Below are 14058 nucleotides of genomic sequence, written 5' to 3'. Positions count from 1 at the left end.
CAGGACGCGTGAAGGGTAAAGAGACGCAACGCGAAGGGACGCGGAACCGGCCGTCCCAGGAGCCCCGCGCGCATCTGGACCGGGAGACGGTCCTCGCCGCCGCCGCACGCCTCGTCAAGCGGCACGGCCCCCAGGCCCTGACGATGCGGGCGCTCGCCGCCGAGCTCGGCACCGCCGTCACCTCGATCTACTGGCACGTCGGCAACCGCGAGTCGCTCCTGGACGCCCTCGTCGAGCGCACCCTCGCCGACCTCGGTGAGATCCGCGCCACCGGCCACACCCCCGCCCAGCGCGTCGCCTCCGTGGCCCGCGCCCTGCGCCGCCAGCTCCTCGACCATCCGCACCTCGTCGCGATGGTCCACGAACGGGGCCTGACGGAGCGGATGTTCCTGCCCGCCCAGCGGACGCTCGTGCACGAGGTCCACGAGGCGGGTCTGCGCGGGGGCCGCGCCGCCGAGGCCGTCCGCGCCGTCCAGGTCCACGTCGTCGGCCACGTCCTGGTCGAGCGCAACCGGGAGCGGGCCCCCGTGCAGCGGCCCGGCGAGGACGAGTTGTGGACGGCGCAGGCCGCGGAGCAGGACGGTGCGCTCGCCCGTGCGCTGGCGGGACCCCTCGATCCGGAGGCGCTTTTCGCCACCTCGGTCAGGGCTCTGGTGGCCGGGCTTCTCGGACCGGCGCCCTGACTGTCGGTCGTGGCCCGTATCCTCATGGACCATGCTCGAAGACCGCACGACCGCAGCGTCCGCAGTGCCCTGGCCGGCCGCGTATCCAACGGGGTACGCGGTCGTCGACGTGGAGACCACCGGCCTGGCCCGCGACGACCGCATAGTGTCGGCCGCCGTCTACCGCGTGAGCGCCCGGGGAGACATCGAGGACCACTGGTACACGCTGGTCAACCCCCAGCGCGACCCGGGCCCCGTCTGGATCCACGGCCTCACCAGCGAGATGCTTGCGGACGCCCCGCTCTTCAAGGACGTCGCCGAGGAGTTCGCGGCCCGGCTCGACGGCCGCGTCCTCGTCGCGCACAACGCCGTCTTCGACTGGTCGATGATCGCCAGGGAGTACGCGCGCGCGGAGCGCACGGCCCCCGTGCGCCAACGCCTGTGCACCATCGCGCTCTCCAAGGAGCTGGCGCTGCCGCTGCCCAATCACAAGCTGGAGTCCCTGGCCGCGCACTTCGGCGTCGAGCAGCGCCACGCGCACAACGCCCTGGACGACGCGCGCGTGCTCGCCGAGGCGTTCCGCCCCAGCCTGCTGGCGGCGGCCGAGGGCAATGTCCGCCTGCCGCTCCTGGAGTGCCGGCCGCTCACCGAGTGGTCGGACGGCGCGCCCCGCATCGGCCGTCAGCAGACGGGCCCGACGCCCGCCTCGTCGTACCGGCCCGGAAGTTGGCGCCCCTCGCGGAAGCGCCCGCCGTGCCCGTACCCGAACCCGGGGCGGTACGAACCGGGCAAACCACTCAAGCAGGGCATGCGGGTCGCGTTCTCCGGAGACACCTCCGTGGAGCGCGAACTCCTGGAGGACCGTGCGGTGGACGCCGGGCTGCACATCGCGACGAGTGTGTCCCGCCTCACGAGCCTGCTCGTCACGAACGACCCGGACTCCGGCACCTCCAAGACGGTCAAGGCCCGCTCGTTCGGCACGCCGGTGATCGACGAGGCGGCCTTCGGCCAGCTCCTCCAGGACGTGACGCCCGCCACGGAGTCGTAACCGCACAGGCGTCAGACGGGTGATTGCCGCACGACTCGCCCGCCGACCGCTCGCCCCGCACCGCCGTGGCGTCCCACCCTGTGGCGCATGGCACGTTGCGAGGTCTGCGGAAACGACTACGGCATGTCCTTCGAAGTGCACGCCCAAGGGGCCGTGCACGTCTTCGACAGCTTCTCCTGCGCCATCCACCGCATGGCGCCCATCTGCGAGCACTGCCGGTGCCGCATCATCGGCCAGGGCGTCGAGGCGGAAGGGCACTGGTACTGCGGCGCCCACTGCTCGCGCGCGGAGGGGCGGGTGGGCATCGTCGACCGAGTGTGATCACGGGGTTCCCCGGCCCTCGTCGGGACCCACCCGACGAGGGCCGAACCGGGCCGGGGTACCGTCAATGCCGTGTACCGCTTCCTGTTGTCCCGGCAGTGGGTGATCCTCACCCTCATCGCTCTCGTTCTCATCCCCGTGATGATCGAGCTGGGTTTCTGGCAGCTGCACCGCCACGAGAACCGCGTCGCGCAGAACCAGCGGATCTCCGACGCGCTGGCCGCCGACCCGGTCCCGGCCGAGACGCTCACCTCGCCCGGTCACGAGGTGCCCAAGACGGACCTCTACCGCAGGGTGAGCGCCAAGGGGACGTTCGACACCGAGCACGAGGTCGTCGTGCGGCGCCGCACCAACTCCGACGACGAGGTCGGTTTCCACGTCCTGACGCCGTTCGTCCTCGACGACGGCAAGGTCCTGCTCGTCAACCGCGGCTGGATCCCCGCCGACGGCCCGCAGACCGCCTTCCCGAAGATCCCCGCGCCCCCCAAGGGCGAGATGACCGTCACCGGCCGCCTCATGGCCGACGAGACGTCCGCCGCCAGCGGCATCAAGGACGTCCGCGGACTGCCGGACCGTCAGATCATGCTGATCAGCAGCGGGCAGCAGGCCGACGCCCTCGGCAAGAAGGTCCTCGGCGGTTACGTCGAGCAGTCCGCGCCCGAGACGAAGGACAACTCCCCCCAGCTGATCGGCGAGCCCGACCACAGCAGCATCGGCGCGCACATGGCGTACGCGGTCCAGTGGTGGCTGTTCGCCTCGGGCGTCCCGGTCGGCTGGGTCGTCCTGGTCCGCAGGGAGCGGCGCGACCGCGCGGAAGCCGCCGGGGCCACCACGCCGGAAACGGCCGCGGCAGCCGTCTGAGGCGGCCCCGCACCCGCGGCGGGGTGGACGGCCCACTCGCGCCGGGGCGCACCGAGCCCCCGGCGGATTGACGGGGCCGCTCTCCGGGAACCCGTCATCCGTGCCCCGCCGCATCGAAGACCTCACGCCCGCCACAGACCTCCCACCCGCCTCGGACCTCGTGCCCATCGAGGACCTCGCGCTCATCGGCGACCACCAGACCGCCGCCCTCGTCGGCAGGGACGGCTCCATCGGATGGCTCTGTCTGCCCCGGTTCGACTCGGCCGCCTGCTTCGCCGCGCTGCTCGGCGACGAGGAGAACGGCCACTGGCGCCTGGCGCCCGAGGGCGCGGGAGCCTGCACCCGCCGCGCCTACCGCCCCGACTCCCTCGTCCTGGACTCGGAGTGGGACACCGAGAACGGCTCCGTCCGCGTCACGGACTTCATGCCGCAGCGTGACCGCGCCCCCGACGTCGTCCGCATCGTCGAGGGCCTCAAGGGGCGCGTGACCCTGCGCAGCACGCTCCGGATCCGGTTCGACTACGGCTCGGTCGTGCCCTGGATGCGCCAGGAGGACGGCCATCGCGTCGCCGTTGCGGGCCCCGACTCCGTGTGGCTGCGCAGCGAGCCCGCCGTGCACACCTGGGGCCGCGACTTCGGCACGCACTCCGAATTCACCATCGAGGAGGGCGAGAAGGTCGCGTTCGTCCTCACCTGGCACCCCTCGCACGAGCCGCGCCCCGCGCTCGTCGACCCGTACGAATCGCTGCGCCACAGCCTGGAGGACTGGCGCGCCTGGACGGCGCGCTGCCACTACGACGGCCCGCACCGCGACGCGGTCGTCCGCTCCCTCATCACCCTCAAGGCCCTCACCTACGCCCCGACGGGCGGCATCGTCGCCGCCCCCACCACCTCGCTGCCCGAGGAGCCCGGCGGCGTGCGCAACTGGGACTACCGCTTCTGCTGGCTGCGGGACTCCACCCTCACCCTCGGCGCCCTGCTCGCGGCCGGCTTCTCGGAGGAGGCCGAGGCGTGGCGCGACTGGCTGCTGCGCGCGGTCGCCGGGAACCCCGCCGACCTGCAGATCGTGTACGGCCTCGCCGGTGAGCGCCGACTGCCGGAGTACGAGGTCCCGTGGCTGTCCGGGTACGCGGACTCCGCCCCGGTGCGCATCGGCAACGAAGCGGTCGAACAGCTGCAGCTCGACGTGTACGGCGAGGTCGTCGACTCCCTCGCCCTCGCCGACCGCTCGGGCCTCGCCACCCCGCCGCACGCCTGGCACCTGCAGCTGTCCCTGCTCGAATTCCTGCGCCAGAAGTGGCGGGAGCCGGACCAGGGGCTGTGGGAGGTGCGCGGCCCGCGCCGGCACTTCGTGTACTCCAAGGTGATGGTCTGGGTCGCCGCCGACCGCACCGTGCGCGCCCTGGAGAAGAACCCGAAGCTGCGCGGCGACGTCGAGCGGTGGCGGAAGCTGCGGGACGAGGTGCACCGCGAGGTCTGCGAGCGCGGCTACGACCCGGAGCGCAACACGTTCACACAGTCCTACGGCTCCACGGAACTGGACGCCTCGCTGCTGCTGATACCGCGGGTGGGGTTCCTGCCGCCCGACGACCCGCGCGTCATCGGCACCATCGACGCGGTCCACGCCGAGCTCGGCCACGGCGGGCTCCTGCGCCGCTACACCGCCGACCAGACCGCCGTCGACGGCCTACCCGGCCAGGAGGGCGTCTTCGTCGTCTGCTCGTTCTGGCTGGCGGACGCGCTGCACATGACGGGCCGCACGAAGGAGGCGCACGAGCTGTTCGAGCGCCTGCTCTCGCTCCGCAACGACGTGGGGCTGCTCGCGGAGGAGTACGACCCCTCCTCCCGCCGTCAGCTCGGCAACTTCCCGCAGGCATTCAGCCACATCGGCCTGGTGAATACCGCCCTCGCGCTCCACGGGGCGGACGCGGGAGGATAGGGCCATGGATCTTGGACTGAAAGACCGTGTCTACGTAGTCACCGGCGCCACCCGCGGCCTCGGCAACGCCACCGCCCGCGAACTGGTCGCGGACGGGGCGAAGGTCGTGGTCACGGGCCGTCAGCAGAAGACGGTGGACGAGGCGGCCGCCGAGCTGGGCCCGAATGCGGTGGGCGTCGCCGCGGACAACGCCGACCCGGCCTCCGCCGCCGCGCTCGTCGCCGCGGCCCGCGAGCACTTCGGCGGGTTCGACGGCGTACTGATCAGCGTCGGCGGGCCCGCGCCGGGCTTCGTCGCGGACAACACCGACGACCAGTGGCAGGCGGCGTTCGAGTCGGTCTTCCTCGGCGCGGTGCGGCTCGCCCGGGCCGCGGCCGCGGAGCTCGGCGAGGGCGGCGTCATCGGCTTCGTGCTCTCCGGGTCGGTGTACGAGCCGATCGCGGGCCTGACGATCTCCAACGGCCTGCGTCCCGGGCTCGCCGGATTCGCCAAGTCCCTCGCGGACGAGCTCGGCCCGCGCGGCATCCGCGTGGTCGGCGTGCTCCCCGGCCGGATCGGCACCGACCGCATGCGCCAGCTGGACGGCCTCTCCCCCGACCCGGAGGCCACCCGCGCCGCGAACGAGGCGGGCATCCCCCTGCGCCGCTACGGCACGCCCCAGGAATTCGGCCGCACCGCGGCGTTCCTGCTCTCGCCCGCGGCGTCGTACCTGACGGGAATCATGGTCCCGGTGGACGGCGGCTCACGCGCCGGGTTCTGACGGCACGGGCCGTGCGGGCCTCAACTCACGCGTTCCGCGCGGTGCTTGGCGGCCCGCAACCGGACCGTGGCCGGGAGCGATGCCAGGCCCGCCGAGTCGCGGGCCCGGCCGAGCGTGTCGGCGGAGAGCCGGTGCAGCGCTTCGGACGGCGTGGCGTGGGGGGCCAGGACGAGCTCCACGCGCGCCTGCGGAGTGCTGCGCCTGCCGGTCAGCACGACCTGGGCGCGCGCCACGCCGTCCAGCGTCTCGGCCTCCCCGGTCAGTACGTTCTCCATCGCCCGGCCGCGCAGCAGCGCGCCCTCGCCGTCCCCGGTCTCCACCAGGACCTCCGCGAGGCGGCGCCTGCGCAGCTGGGCGGAGAGCGACCACAGCGCGAGCAGCACGCACACCGCGAGGGCCGCGATGACCGTGGGCCAGAACCATCCGTCGCCCCGCCACCGCGCCCGGTCGGCGGCGCTGACCAGCACGTCGTGCCGGCCGTCGTGGATCCACCAGGAGGGCGGGGACGCGCCGAGCCCGACGGCGAGCACGGAGCCGCCGAGGACGAGCAGGACGACCCCGACGAGCGCGAGGACCACGCGGTTGACCGTGCTCAGCACGCCGCTCACCCCTTCCTACCGGGCCGGGCCACCCGGACGGAGAGCCCGGGGGCGCGGGCGAGTCCCAGGTCGCGGATGCCGTCGGCCAGCGTCGCGTCCAGGTCGCCCCGTACGTCGTCGAGTTCACGGAAGTGGGAGACGGCGCGCACGTCCACCTTGGAGCGCTTCACGCGGACCCGCACGGACTGCACGCCGGGCACGTCCATGGCCCGGTCGCGGAGCACCATGGCGGCGGCGCCGCGGTACAGCCCCGCGCGGACCTCGGAGTGGGTGCGGCGCATCGGCAGGATGCCGCGCTGCCCGGGTGTCGCGGCCAGCACCACGAGCAAGATCCCGAGGACGGCGGCGACCCCGGCCCCGACGAGCACCGCGGTGTCGTCGAGGGGGCGCCTGCCGAGCTGACGGGCCAGTTCGCGTCGCCAGTGCATCGCGGGATGGTCGGCCCGGACGGCGACGACGTCGTAGAGGAGGAGCCCGGCGGCGCCGAGGACCACCAGGGCGAGGAGAGCGGCGGGCACCCGGCGGGGCGCCCAGAAACGGGTGGCCTTCTCTTCGTCGGAGAGCGTGGGCAGCGGGTCGTAGGCCGCCGCGGACGCCGACTGGCCGAACTCGCCCGCCGACTGTTCGATGACCGGCAGCGGCTGGGTGCCGCCACCCCCTCGGGGTTCACTCATCGTGTCCTCCCCTGCGCCGCGGCGCGCACCTGCGCGGAGTGCAGCCGCTCCACCTGAACGGCCACCTCGGGTACGTCCATCCCCGCCAACGCCTCTACCCGCTCGGTGACATGGCGACGCACCGCGCCGCACTGCCCGCCGATGTCGCAGGGGTAGTCGAGCTCCAGGCTGACGCGGATACGGGCCGATTCACGGTGGACGGAGACCGTGGCGCGCGGCGGCGAACCGTCGGCCGGAACCGCGTCCACCGCCTCGCGCGCCGCCCGCGCGGCGATCTTCGCGACGACCCGGTCGGCGATCCGGGTCGCGCCGCGCTCCCGGGGCTCGACCTGTGCCGCCACCGCTCACCGCCGCCGGTCGCCGCGGGTGCGGAAGAAGTCGCCGGGCTCCAGGTCCCCTTCGAGGAACCTCCCGGCGACGAAACCGATCGCGCCCAGGGCGGCCACCAACAGGAACGCCCCGAATCCGCCGAAGTATCCGGCGAAGCCGAGTGCCATTCCGACGGCCATGCCGATCACGGCCATACTCATCGTGCGCTCCTTATCGAGACGTCGTCGACGTCGTCGAGGACGTCCTACTGAAGGCGTCCCTGCGGCTCGTCGTCTTCCTCGTCGGGCAGCTTCACGTCGCTGACCGCGATGTTGACCTCGACGACCTCGAGCCCGGTCATGCGCTCGACGGCCGTGATCACGTTCTCCCGCACGTCCTGTGTGACGTCCGCGATCGAGACGCCGTACTCGACGACGATCTCCAGGTCGAGCGCGGTCTGCACCTCGCCGACCTCGGCCTTCACACCGCGTGACACGGACTTCGAGCCGCCGGGCACCCGGTCGCGCACGGCGCCGAAGGTGCGGGCGAGGCCGCCGCCCATCGCGTGTACGCCGTCGACGTCACGTGCGGCGAGGCCGGCGATCTTCTCGACGACGCCGTCCGCGATGGTGGTGCGGCCCCGGCTGCCGGGATCACCGCCGCCCCGTCCGGGCGCGGACCTCGCCGCGCTCTCGTCCTGGGAGTCCTTCTCCAGCGTCTGAGACGCCTTGCGCTGTCCGGTGTCGGTCATGGCCGTGCCGTCCCTGTCGAGTGGGGGTCGAGTGGGGCTGCTTCTCAGCCCACACTAAGCGCGGCCCCACACCCGCGCGCCCTGGATGCGGCAGGCTTGAGCCATGACGGGCGAGGGTTGGACGCAGGCGGTACGCCGACAGCTGGGGCTCGGCCGGGTGCTGCCGCTGGGCGGCGCCGCGGACGGCGCGTGGGTGACGGAATCGGCGGTGGACGGCGCGTTGCGCCGGATGGCTGAGCGGGTGCCCGGCGTGCGTCTCGGGCCGGTGCGCATCGCACCGGCCGCTCCGGGCGAGGCGTCCGTCGCGGCCGTGCCGTCACCGCCGAGCGCGCTGCCGCCCGGACCGCTGCGGATCGTCGCGGAGTTCTCGGCCGTCGCGGGCGATCCGCTGCCCGCGGCGGCGGACCGGCTGCGCGCCGCGCTCTCGGAAGCGGCGGACGGGCTCGGCCTGGTGACGGACGGGGTGGACCTGAAGGTGACGGCCCTGCTCGACACGGCCGAGGAAGGCGGCGAGGACGGCCGGTCCAGGCCGCACACTCCGCCCGCCGAGCAGCCCGCCGAGCAGTCCACGGAGCAGGCCGCGAGCGACAGCGACGAAGCACGTGCCGAGCGGGCCGCCCTCGCGGTGCCCGGAGTGGCATGGCTGACCGGCGTGCTCGGCCGGGCCGTGCACATCGAGCAGCGCCCGGCGACGGGCTCGCTGCCGCGCCGCCACGCGCGCGTGGAGCTCGCGACGGACCACGGGCACCGCGCTCTGGACGTGGCGCTCGCGGTCCGCGCGGCGGTCGGCACGGCCCTGCCCGACCACCCGTCGGTGGCGGTGCTCGTCACCGACGTGCGGTAGCGGCAGGGGAGGTGCGGGGTCGGCCTACGGCAGTACGTCAGTCGCCGAGGCCCGCGAGGTCGCGCAGTCGGCGCCCCTGTGCGGCGCGCTCTGCGACCCGCTGCTCTTCGTAGGAGCGGCCCGCGGCGCCCTGCAGCAGCGCCTTGGTCTCGATGACGGCGTCCCGGGGCGCGGCGACGAGCGCGGCGGCCAAGTCCCTGGCGGCAGCGTCGAGCTGGTCGACGGGCACGACGAGGTTGGCGAGGCCCACCCGCTCGGCCTCGTCCGCGTGGACGAAGCGCCCGGTGGCGCAGATCTCCAGCGCGCGGGCATAGCCGACGAGCCCCACCAGCGGATGCGTGCCGGTGAGGTCGGGGACCAGGCCCAGGCTGGTCTCGCGCATGGCGAACTGCACGTCGTCCGCCGCGATCCGCAGATCACAGGCGAGCGCGAGCTGGAAGCCCGCGCCGATGGCGTGGCCCTGGACGGCGGCGATGGACACGATGTCGCTGCGCCGCCACCAGGTGAACGCTTCTTGGTACTCGGTGATCGTGGCGTCGAGAAGGCCGTCCTCACCGCGTGCCAGATCGATGAAGGACGGTTCGCCGTCGAAGCCCTCGGGCGTGAACGCCTGCCGGTCCAGGCCCGCGGAGAAGGACTTGCCCTCTCCGCGCAGCACCACGACTCGGACGTTGCCCGGCAGCAGCTGACCGGCCTCGACCAACGCCCTCCACAGCGCGGGAGATTGGGCGTTGCGCTTGGCCGGATTGGTCAGCGTCACCGTGGCGACGGCCTCGTCGATGGTGAGGCGTACGCCGTCCTTGTCGAGAACCGGTGCGAGCTCGCTGTCGGACGAAGCCATGGGGTGCCTCCGATGGGGGTGCGGTCGGACCGGACGCCGGGAGCGCCCGTAAGTGACTGCACAGTAACCACCCGGCCGGTCACGCGACCGACCGGGTGGTCACCATCGGACCATGGGACAGCGTGCCGCCTGCCGTCAGCCGGCGGCGGCCTTCTTGCCTCGCGTCGCCCCGCCGCGTCCCCGCAGCGTGACGCCGGATTCGCTGAGCATCCGGTGCACAAAGCCGTACGAGCGGCCGGTCTCTTCGGCCAACGCCCGGATGCTCGCACCGCCGTCGTACTTCTTCTTCAGGTCTGCCGCGAGCTTGTCGCGCGCGGCGCCGGTTACCCGGCTGCCCTTCTTCAGAGTCTCGGCCACCCGTGCCTCCTCATGGGAAGTGCGCTCTGGACTTCTCATGATCACCCCTCCCGGGCTTCCTGGCCACCCATTCGACAAGGTCCGTACGGCGCGGTTCGCGCCTTCGGGAGCGTCTACCACGATCGGAATTAACGATTCCGCGCGTCGATCCATCCGAAGCGGAACGGGTGATACAGCGAATCTCCAGGTCAGCGCCGTGCCGGGCGACGGGGGTCGCCTTGTCGCAGCTCGGCGCCAAAATCCGTGTATGCCACACCTCGGTACGAGGACAGCTCACACAGATGAGGGATCACGGATCGGCCGAATGATCCATACGCAGTGGATCAGTCATTCGATCAAGCGCGGTGGACGCCGTGGCCCGGTGCTCAGGCGAGGGCGACCAGATCCGCGTAGTCCTGGCCCCACAGGTCCTCGACGCCGTCCGGCAGCAGGATGATGCGCTCCGGCTGGAGCGCCTCGACGGCGCCCTCGTCGTGCGTGACGAGGACGACGGCGCCCTTGTAGGTGCGCAGCGCGCCGAGGATCTCCTCGCGGCTCGCCGGGTCGAGGTTGTTGGTGGGCTCGTCGAGCAGGAGGACGTTGGCCGAGGAGACGACCAGGGTCGCGAGCGCGAGCCGGGTCTTCTCGCCGCCGGAGAGCACTCCGGCGGGCTTGTCCACGTCGTCCCCGGAGAAGAGGAACGAGCCGAGCGTCTTGCGCACCTCGACGAGGTCGAGGTCGGGGGCGGCCGAGCGCATGTTCTCCAGGACCGTGCGCTCGGGGTCGAGCGTCTCGTGCTCCTGGGCGTAGTAGCCGAGCTTGAGGCCGTGGCCCTCGATGACCTGGCCGGTGTCGGGCTTCTCCGCGCCGCCGAGGAGCCTCAGCAGCGTGGTCTTGCCCGCGCCGTTGAGGCCGAGGATGACGACGCGCGAGCCCTTGTCGATGGCGAGGTCGACGTCGGTGAAGATCTCCAGCGAGCCGTACGACTTCGACAGGCCCTCGGCCATCAGCGGCGTCTTGCCGCAGGGCGAGGGCTCGGGGAAGCGGAGCTTGGCGACCTTGTCGTTCTGGCGCACCGCCTCCAGGCCCGCGAGGAGCTTGTCGGCCCGCTTGGCCATGTTCTGCGCGGCGACGGTCTTGGTGGCCTTGGCGCGCATCTTGTCGGCCTGCGAGTGCAGCGTCGCGGCCTTCTTCTCGGCGTTCTGACGCTCGCGCTTGCGGCGCTTCTCGTCGGACTCGCGCTGCTGCTGGTAGAGCTTCCAGCCCATGTTGTAGACGTCGATCTGGGCGCGGTTGGCATCCAGATAGAAGACCTTGTTCACGACCGTCTCGACGAGGTCGACGTCGTGGGAGATCACGATGAAGCCGCCGCGGTACGTCTTCAGGTAGTCCCGGAGCCAGACGATGGAGTCGGCGTCGAGGTGGTTGGTCGGCTCGTCCAGGAGGAGCGTGTCGGCGTCCGAGAAGAGGATGCGGGCCAGCTCGATGCGGCGGCGCTGACCACCGGAGAGCGTGTGCAGGGGCTGGCCGAGCACACGGTCGGGGAGGTTCAGCGCGGCGGCGATGGTGGCGGCCTCGGCCTCGGCGGCGTACCCGCCCTTGGTGAGGAACTCCGTCTCCTGGCGCTCGTACTGCTTGAGGGCCTTCTCGCGGGTGGCACCCGAGCCGTTCGCGATGCGCTGTTCGTTCTCGCGCATCTTGCGGATCAGTACGTCGAGGCCGCGCGCGGAGAGGATGCGGTTGCGGGCGAGCACGTCGAGGTCGCCGGTGCGGGGGTCCTGCGGGAGGTAGCCGACCTCTCCGGAGCGGGAGATCGTGCCGCCCGCGGGGATGCCCTCACCTGCCAGGCACTTGGTGAGGGTGGTCTTGCCCGCGCCGTTGCGGCCGACGAGGCCGATGCGGTCGCCCTTCGCGATGCGGAAGGTGGCGTTCTCGATGAGGATGCGGGCGCCGGCGCGCAGCTCGATGCCGGAAGCGGTGATCACGGGGTTCTCCAGAAACAGAGTGGACGGCGAGAGGGACGACTGAGGTGCTCAGGACCGGTGTCTATGCCGTCCAACTGAGGAGAGGTGCTGCCATGGCAGCCATTCTAACGGGCCGCCGCAACTAGTTTTCCGGGCTGCCGCTGCCGCCGGGGCCCCGCCGCACGTCCCCGTTGCCCAGTGGAGCGCGGCCCGGAACGATCCTGCCGTAGTCGTCCACCGCGACGACCTGGGCGGTCCAGGCCGCGGCCGGGCCCGCGCAGGGCTGGGCGACCAGGAGCGCCCCGCCGCGGCGGACCGAGCGTGCGGGTGCGAAGGCGCAGCCGGGCCCGGCGGGCAGCACCCAGCGCAGATCGCCGTCCGAGGTGCGGTAGGCGGCGATGCGGTGCGGGGTGACGACGGCCAGCATTCCGGCGTCCGGGGTGAGCGGCTGCAGGACCCCGGCGCCGTCCCGGGCGTCCGGGGTGCGCAGCCAGTCGGCGCTCGCGGGGACGGCGCGGTGCCAGCGCACGGAGCCGCGGGCGGTGTCGGTGACCAGGCCGTCGTTCCAGAGCGTGAAGGCGTGGCCCGGCGCGGGCAGGAGCGCGACGGGACGGCGTCCCGCGCGCGTGTAGGTCCAACGGCGGCTGCCGCTCTCTTTGTCGTACGCCTCGACGGCCCGGCCCTTCGCGCGCAGCGCGGGGTCGCCGACGGGCGACGCATCATCCACGCGGTCCACGCGCGCGTGGACGGTGAGGCGGTCTCCGTAGGGGGCGGGCCGCGCGTGGTGGGCGGCGGTGACGAGCGGCAGGGCGAGCACGGCGAGGGCCACGGGCAGCGCGATGCGCGTGCCCCGACGGGCCGGGGCGTGGCCGGTCGCGTCGAGCGGCAGAGCGGACATGACGCCCCCCTTCGGTACCACTGCCCACGGATCAGGCGCAGAGCGTAGCCGCGGGGGTCGGGGCGGCCGCCGTGCGACGGGACGACACGGCGCGGGGAGCGCTCCGCGTCCCCCGTTCGGACCTCCCTCCGGCGCCCGGCCGGGGCGGGCATATCAGGATGAAGTGGCCGGTAGCCCGGCGCGGGACGGCGTGGGCCGTTCCGGATGCCCGGCAGAGGGGTGCACGCATGCAGTTCGACGACGACGCCGATCTGGACACCTCGGAGGTGCAGGATGTGCGCGGCAGTCGGATCCCCGGCGGCCGGGCGACGGTGGGCGGCGGCATCGCCGGTCTGATCGCCCTGCTCCTGGGGCTCTTCTTCGGCGTCGGCCCCGACCAGCTGGGCCTCTCCTCGGGCAACGAGGAGCCTACGGCCACCTCCTCGTCCCTTGCGCAGGTCCAGCAGACCTGTCACAAGGGGCGGGACGCGAACAGCAAGGACGACTGCCGCATCGTGGCGGTGGTCAACAGCGTCCAGGACTTCTGGCGCCCCGAGTTCCAGCGCAGACAGGGGGCGTACTCCCCCGCGCAGACCATCCTGTTCAGCGGCCGGACGGGCACCGCCTGCGGCACCGCCACGTCGGCGGTCGGCCCGTTCTACTGCCCCGGCGACCGGCGGGTCTATCTCGACCTGGGCTTCTTCGACGACCTGCGGACCAAGTTCGGCTCCAGCGGCGGGCCCTTCGCGCAGGCCTACGTCGTGGCCCACGAGTACGGGCACCACGTGCAGAACCTGATGGGAACCCTGCGGCGCTCCCAGGACGGCCGCACGGGCCGGGACAGCAACGCCGTGAAGGTCGAGCTGCAGGCCGACTGCTACGCCGGGGTGTGGGCACGGCACGCGACGCGCAGTCCGGACGACCGCACGGGCAAGACGCTGATCAGCAGGCTCGACGACAACGACATCCGTGACGGCCTGGACGCGGCGGCCGCGGTGGGCGACGACCGGATCCAGGAGAAGTTCCAGGGCCGGGTCACCCCGGAGTCCTGGACGCACGGCTCGGCCGAGCAGCGCCAGCAGTGGTTCTACGAGGGCTATCGCACCGGCGACATGGGCCGGTGCAACACCTTCCGCTGAGCCTCACTCGCCGCCGGTGTGGACCTGGAAGGCGGCGCGGCGCACGGCCTTGGCGAGCGCCGGGTCGGGGTGGGCGGCGGCGAGGGCGACCAGGACCTGCACGGTGCGGGGATGCCCGACACGGCGCACCTCG

At 72.8% G+C, this 14058-nt stretch carries 17 protein-coding genes; 8 read left to right on the top strand and 9 right to left on the bottom strand.

Features of this window, described 5'->3' with window-relative positions; all coding sequences use genetic code 11:
• The first annotated feature begins 8 nt into the window (after positions 1-8).
• The 6 genes from AOK03_RS18995 to AOK03_RS18970 all read left to right on the top strand — a co-directional run bounded on the left by AOK03_RS18995 (position 9) and on the right by AOK03_RS18970 (position 5591).
• Positions 9-683, top strand: a complete 675-nt coding sequence (locus AOK03_RS18995) for a TetR/AcrR family transcriptional regulator (protein WP_079074823.1) — start codon at positions 9-11, stop codon at positions 681-683.
• Positions 684-714: 31 nt separating this feature from the next.
• Positions 715-1710, top strand: coding sequence for a DEDDh family exonuclease (locus tag AOK03_RS18990; protein ID WP_055566488.1), 996 nt, complete (start codon positions 715-717; stop codon positions 1708-1710).
• An 87-nt stretch (positions 1711-1797) separates the two neighbouring features.
• A complete protein-coding gene (locus tag AOK03_RS18985; protein WP_079074822.1) occupies positions 1798-2031 on the top strand; it encodes a hypothetical protein in 234 nt (77 codons plus the stop codon).
• Positions 2032-2103: 72 nt separating this feature from the next.
• Positions 2104-2892 (top strand): SURF1 family cytochrome oxidase biogenesis protein, encoded by a 789-nt coding sequence (locus AOK03_RS18980; RefSeq protein WP_055566486.1) that lies wholly within the window; start codon positions 2104-2106, stop codon positions 2890-2892.
• A 160-nt stretch (positions 2893-3052) separates the two neighbouring features.
• Positions 3053-4831: a glycoside hydrolase family 15 protein gene (locus tag AOK03_RS18975; protein ID WP_425264393.1), complete on the top strand. Its 1779-nt coding sequence runs from the start codon at positions 3053-3055 to the stop codon at positions 4829-4831.
• A 4-nt stretch (positions 4832-4835) separates the two neighbouring features.
• Complete coding sequence (locus AOK03_RS18970; RefSeq protein ID WP_055566485.1) at positions 4836-5591, top strand: SDR family oxidoreductase; 756 nt, start codon at positions 4836-4838, stop codon at positions 5589-5591.
• A 20-nt stretch (positions 5592-5611) separates the two neighbouring features.
• Here AOK03_RS18970 and amaP read toward each other — a convergent pair whose 3' ends face one another.
• From amaP to AOK03_RS18945, 5 genes are read right to left on the bottom strand one after another with little or no spacing between them, the layout of a single operon-like run.
• A complete protein-coding gene (amaP, locus tag AOK03_RS18965; protein WP_055566484.1) occupies positions 5612-6199 on the bottom strand; it encodes an alkaline shock response membrane anchor protein AmaP in 588 nt (195 codons plus the stop codon).
• Positions 6196-6864: a DUF6286 domain-containing protein gene (locus AOK03_RS18960; protein WP_055566483.1), complete on the bottom strand. Its 669-nt coding sequence runs from the start codon at positions 6862-6864 to the stop codon at positions 6196-6198. Before AOK03_RS18960 ends, amaP begins: the two co-directional genes overlap by 4 nt.
• Positions 6861-7205: an Asp23/Gls24 family envelope stress response protein gene (locus tag AOK03_RS18955; protein ID WP_055566482.1), complete on the bottom strand. Its 345-nt coding sequence runs from the start codon at positions 7203-7205 to the stop codon at positions 6861-6863. Before AOK03_RS18955 ends, AOK03_RS18960 begins: the two co-directional genes overlap by 4 nt.
• A gap of 3 nt (positions 7206-7208) precedes the next feature.
• Positions 7209-7394 (bottom strand): hypothetical protein, encoded by a 186-nt coding sequence (locus tag AOK03_RS18950; RefSeq protein ID WP_055566481.1) that lies wholly within the window; start codon positions 7392-7394, stop codon positions 7209-7211.
• A 44-nt stretch (positions 7395-7438) separates the two neighbouring features.
• Complete coding sequence (locus AOK03_RS18945; protein ID WP_055566480.1) at positions 7439-7924, bottom strand: Asp23/Gls24 family envelope stress response protein; 486 nt, start codon at positions 7922-7924, stop codon at positions 7439-7441.
• 103 nt (positions 7925-8027) lie between these two features.
• On the opposite strand from AOK03_RS18945, the gene AOK03_RS18940 reads away from it, so the two are divergent.
• The gene (locus tag AOK03_RS18940) at positions 8028-8768 is read left to right on the top strand and encodes a hypothetical protein (protein WP_055566479.1); all 741 of its coding nucleotides are present in this window, start codon (positions 8028-8030) and stop codon (positions 8766-8768) included.
• Positions 8769-8805: 37 nt separating this feature from the next.
• Here AOK03_RS18940 and AOK03_RS18935 read toward each other — a convergent pair whose 3' ends face one another.
• The 4 genes from AOK03_RS18935 to AOK03_RS18920 all read right to left on the bottom strand — a co-directional run bounded on the left by AOK03_RS18935 (position 8806) and on the right by AOK03_RS18920 (position 12807).
• Positions 8806-9609 (bottom strand): enoyl-CoA hydratase/isomerase family protein, encoded by an 804-nt coding sequence (locus tag AOK03_RS18935; protein WP_055566478.1) that lies wholly within the window; start codon positions 9607-9609, stop codon positions 8806-8808.
• A gap of 135 nt (positions 9610-9744) precedes the next feature.
• Entirely contained in the window at positions 9745-9966 is a 222-nt protein-coding gene (locus tag AOK03_RS18930) for a helix-turn-helix domain-containing protein (protein ID WP_055550175.1), read from the bottom strand.
• A gap of 365 nt (positions 9967-10331) precedes the next feature.
• Entirely contained in the window at positions 10332-11930 is a 1599-nt protein-coding gene (locus tag AOK03_RS18925) for an ABC-F family ATP-binding cassette domain-containing protein (RefSeq protein WP_055566477.1), read from the bottom strand.
• A gap of 121 nt (positions 11931-12051) precedes the next feature.
• Positions 12052-12807 (bottom strand): PQQ-binding-like beta-propeller repeat protein, encoded by a 756-nt coding sequence (locus AOK03_RS18920; protein WP_055566476.1) that lies wholly within the window; start codon positions 12805-12807, stop codon positions 12052-12054.
• 227 nt (positions 12808-13034) lie between these two features.
• Between AOK03_RS18920 and ypfJ the strand changes: the two genes are divergently transcribed.
• Positions 13035-13925, top strand: a complete 891-nt coding sequence (gene ypfJ, locus AOK03_RS18915) for a KPN_02809 family neutral zinc metallopeptidase (RefSeq protein WP_055566475.1) — start codon at positions 13035-13037, stop codon at positions 13923-13925.
• Positions 13926-14058 lie beyond the last annotated feature (133 nt).

This window comes from Streptomyces atriruber, assembly GCF_001418325.1.
In the GTDB taxonomy this organism is placed as follows: domain Bacteria; phylum Actinomycetota; class Actinomycetes; order Streptomycetales; family Streptomycetaceae; genus Streptomyces; species Streptomyces atriruber.
The sequence above is the reverse complement of the archived record's forward strand: the minus strand, read 5'-3'. Positions and strand labels throughout refer to the sequence as shown.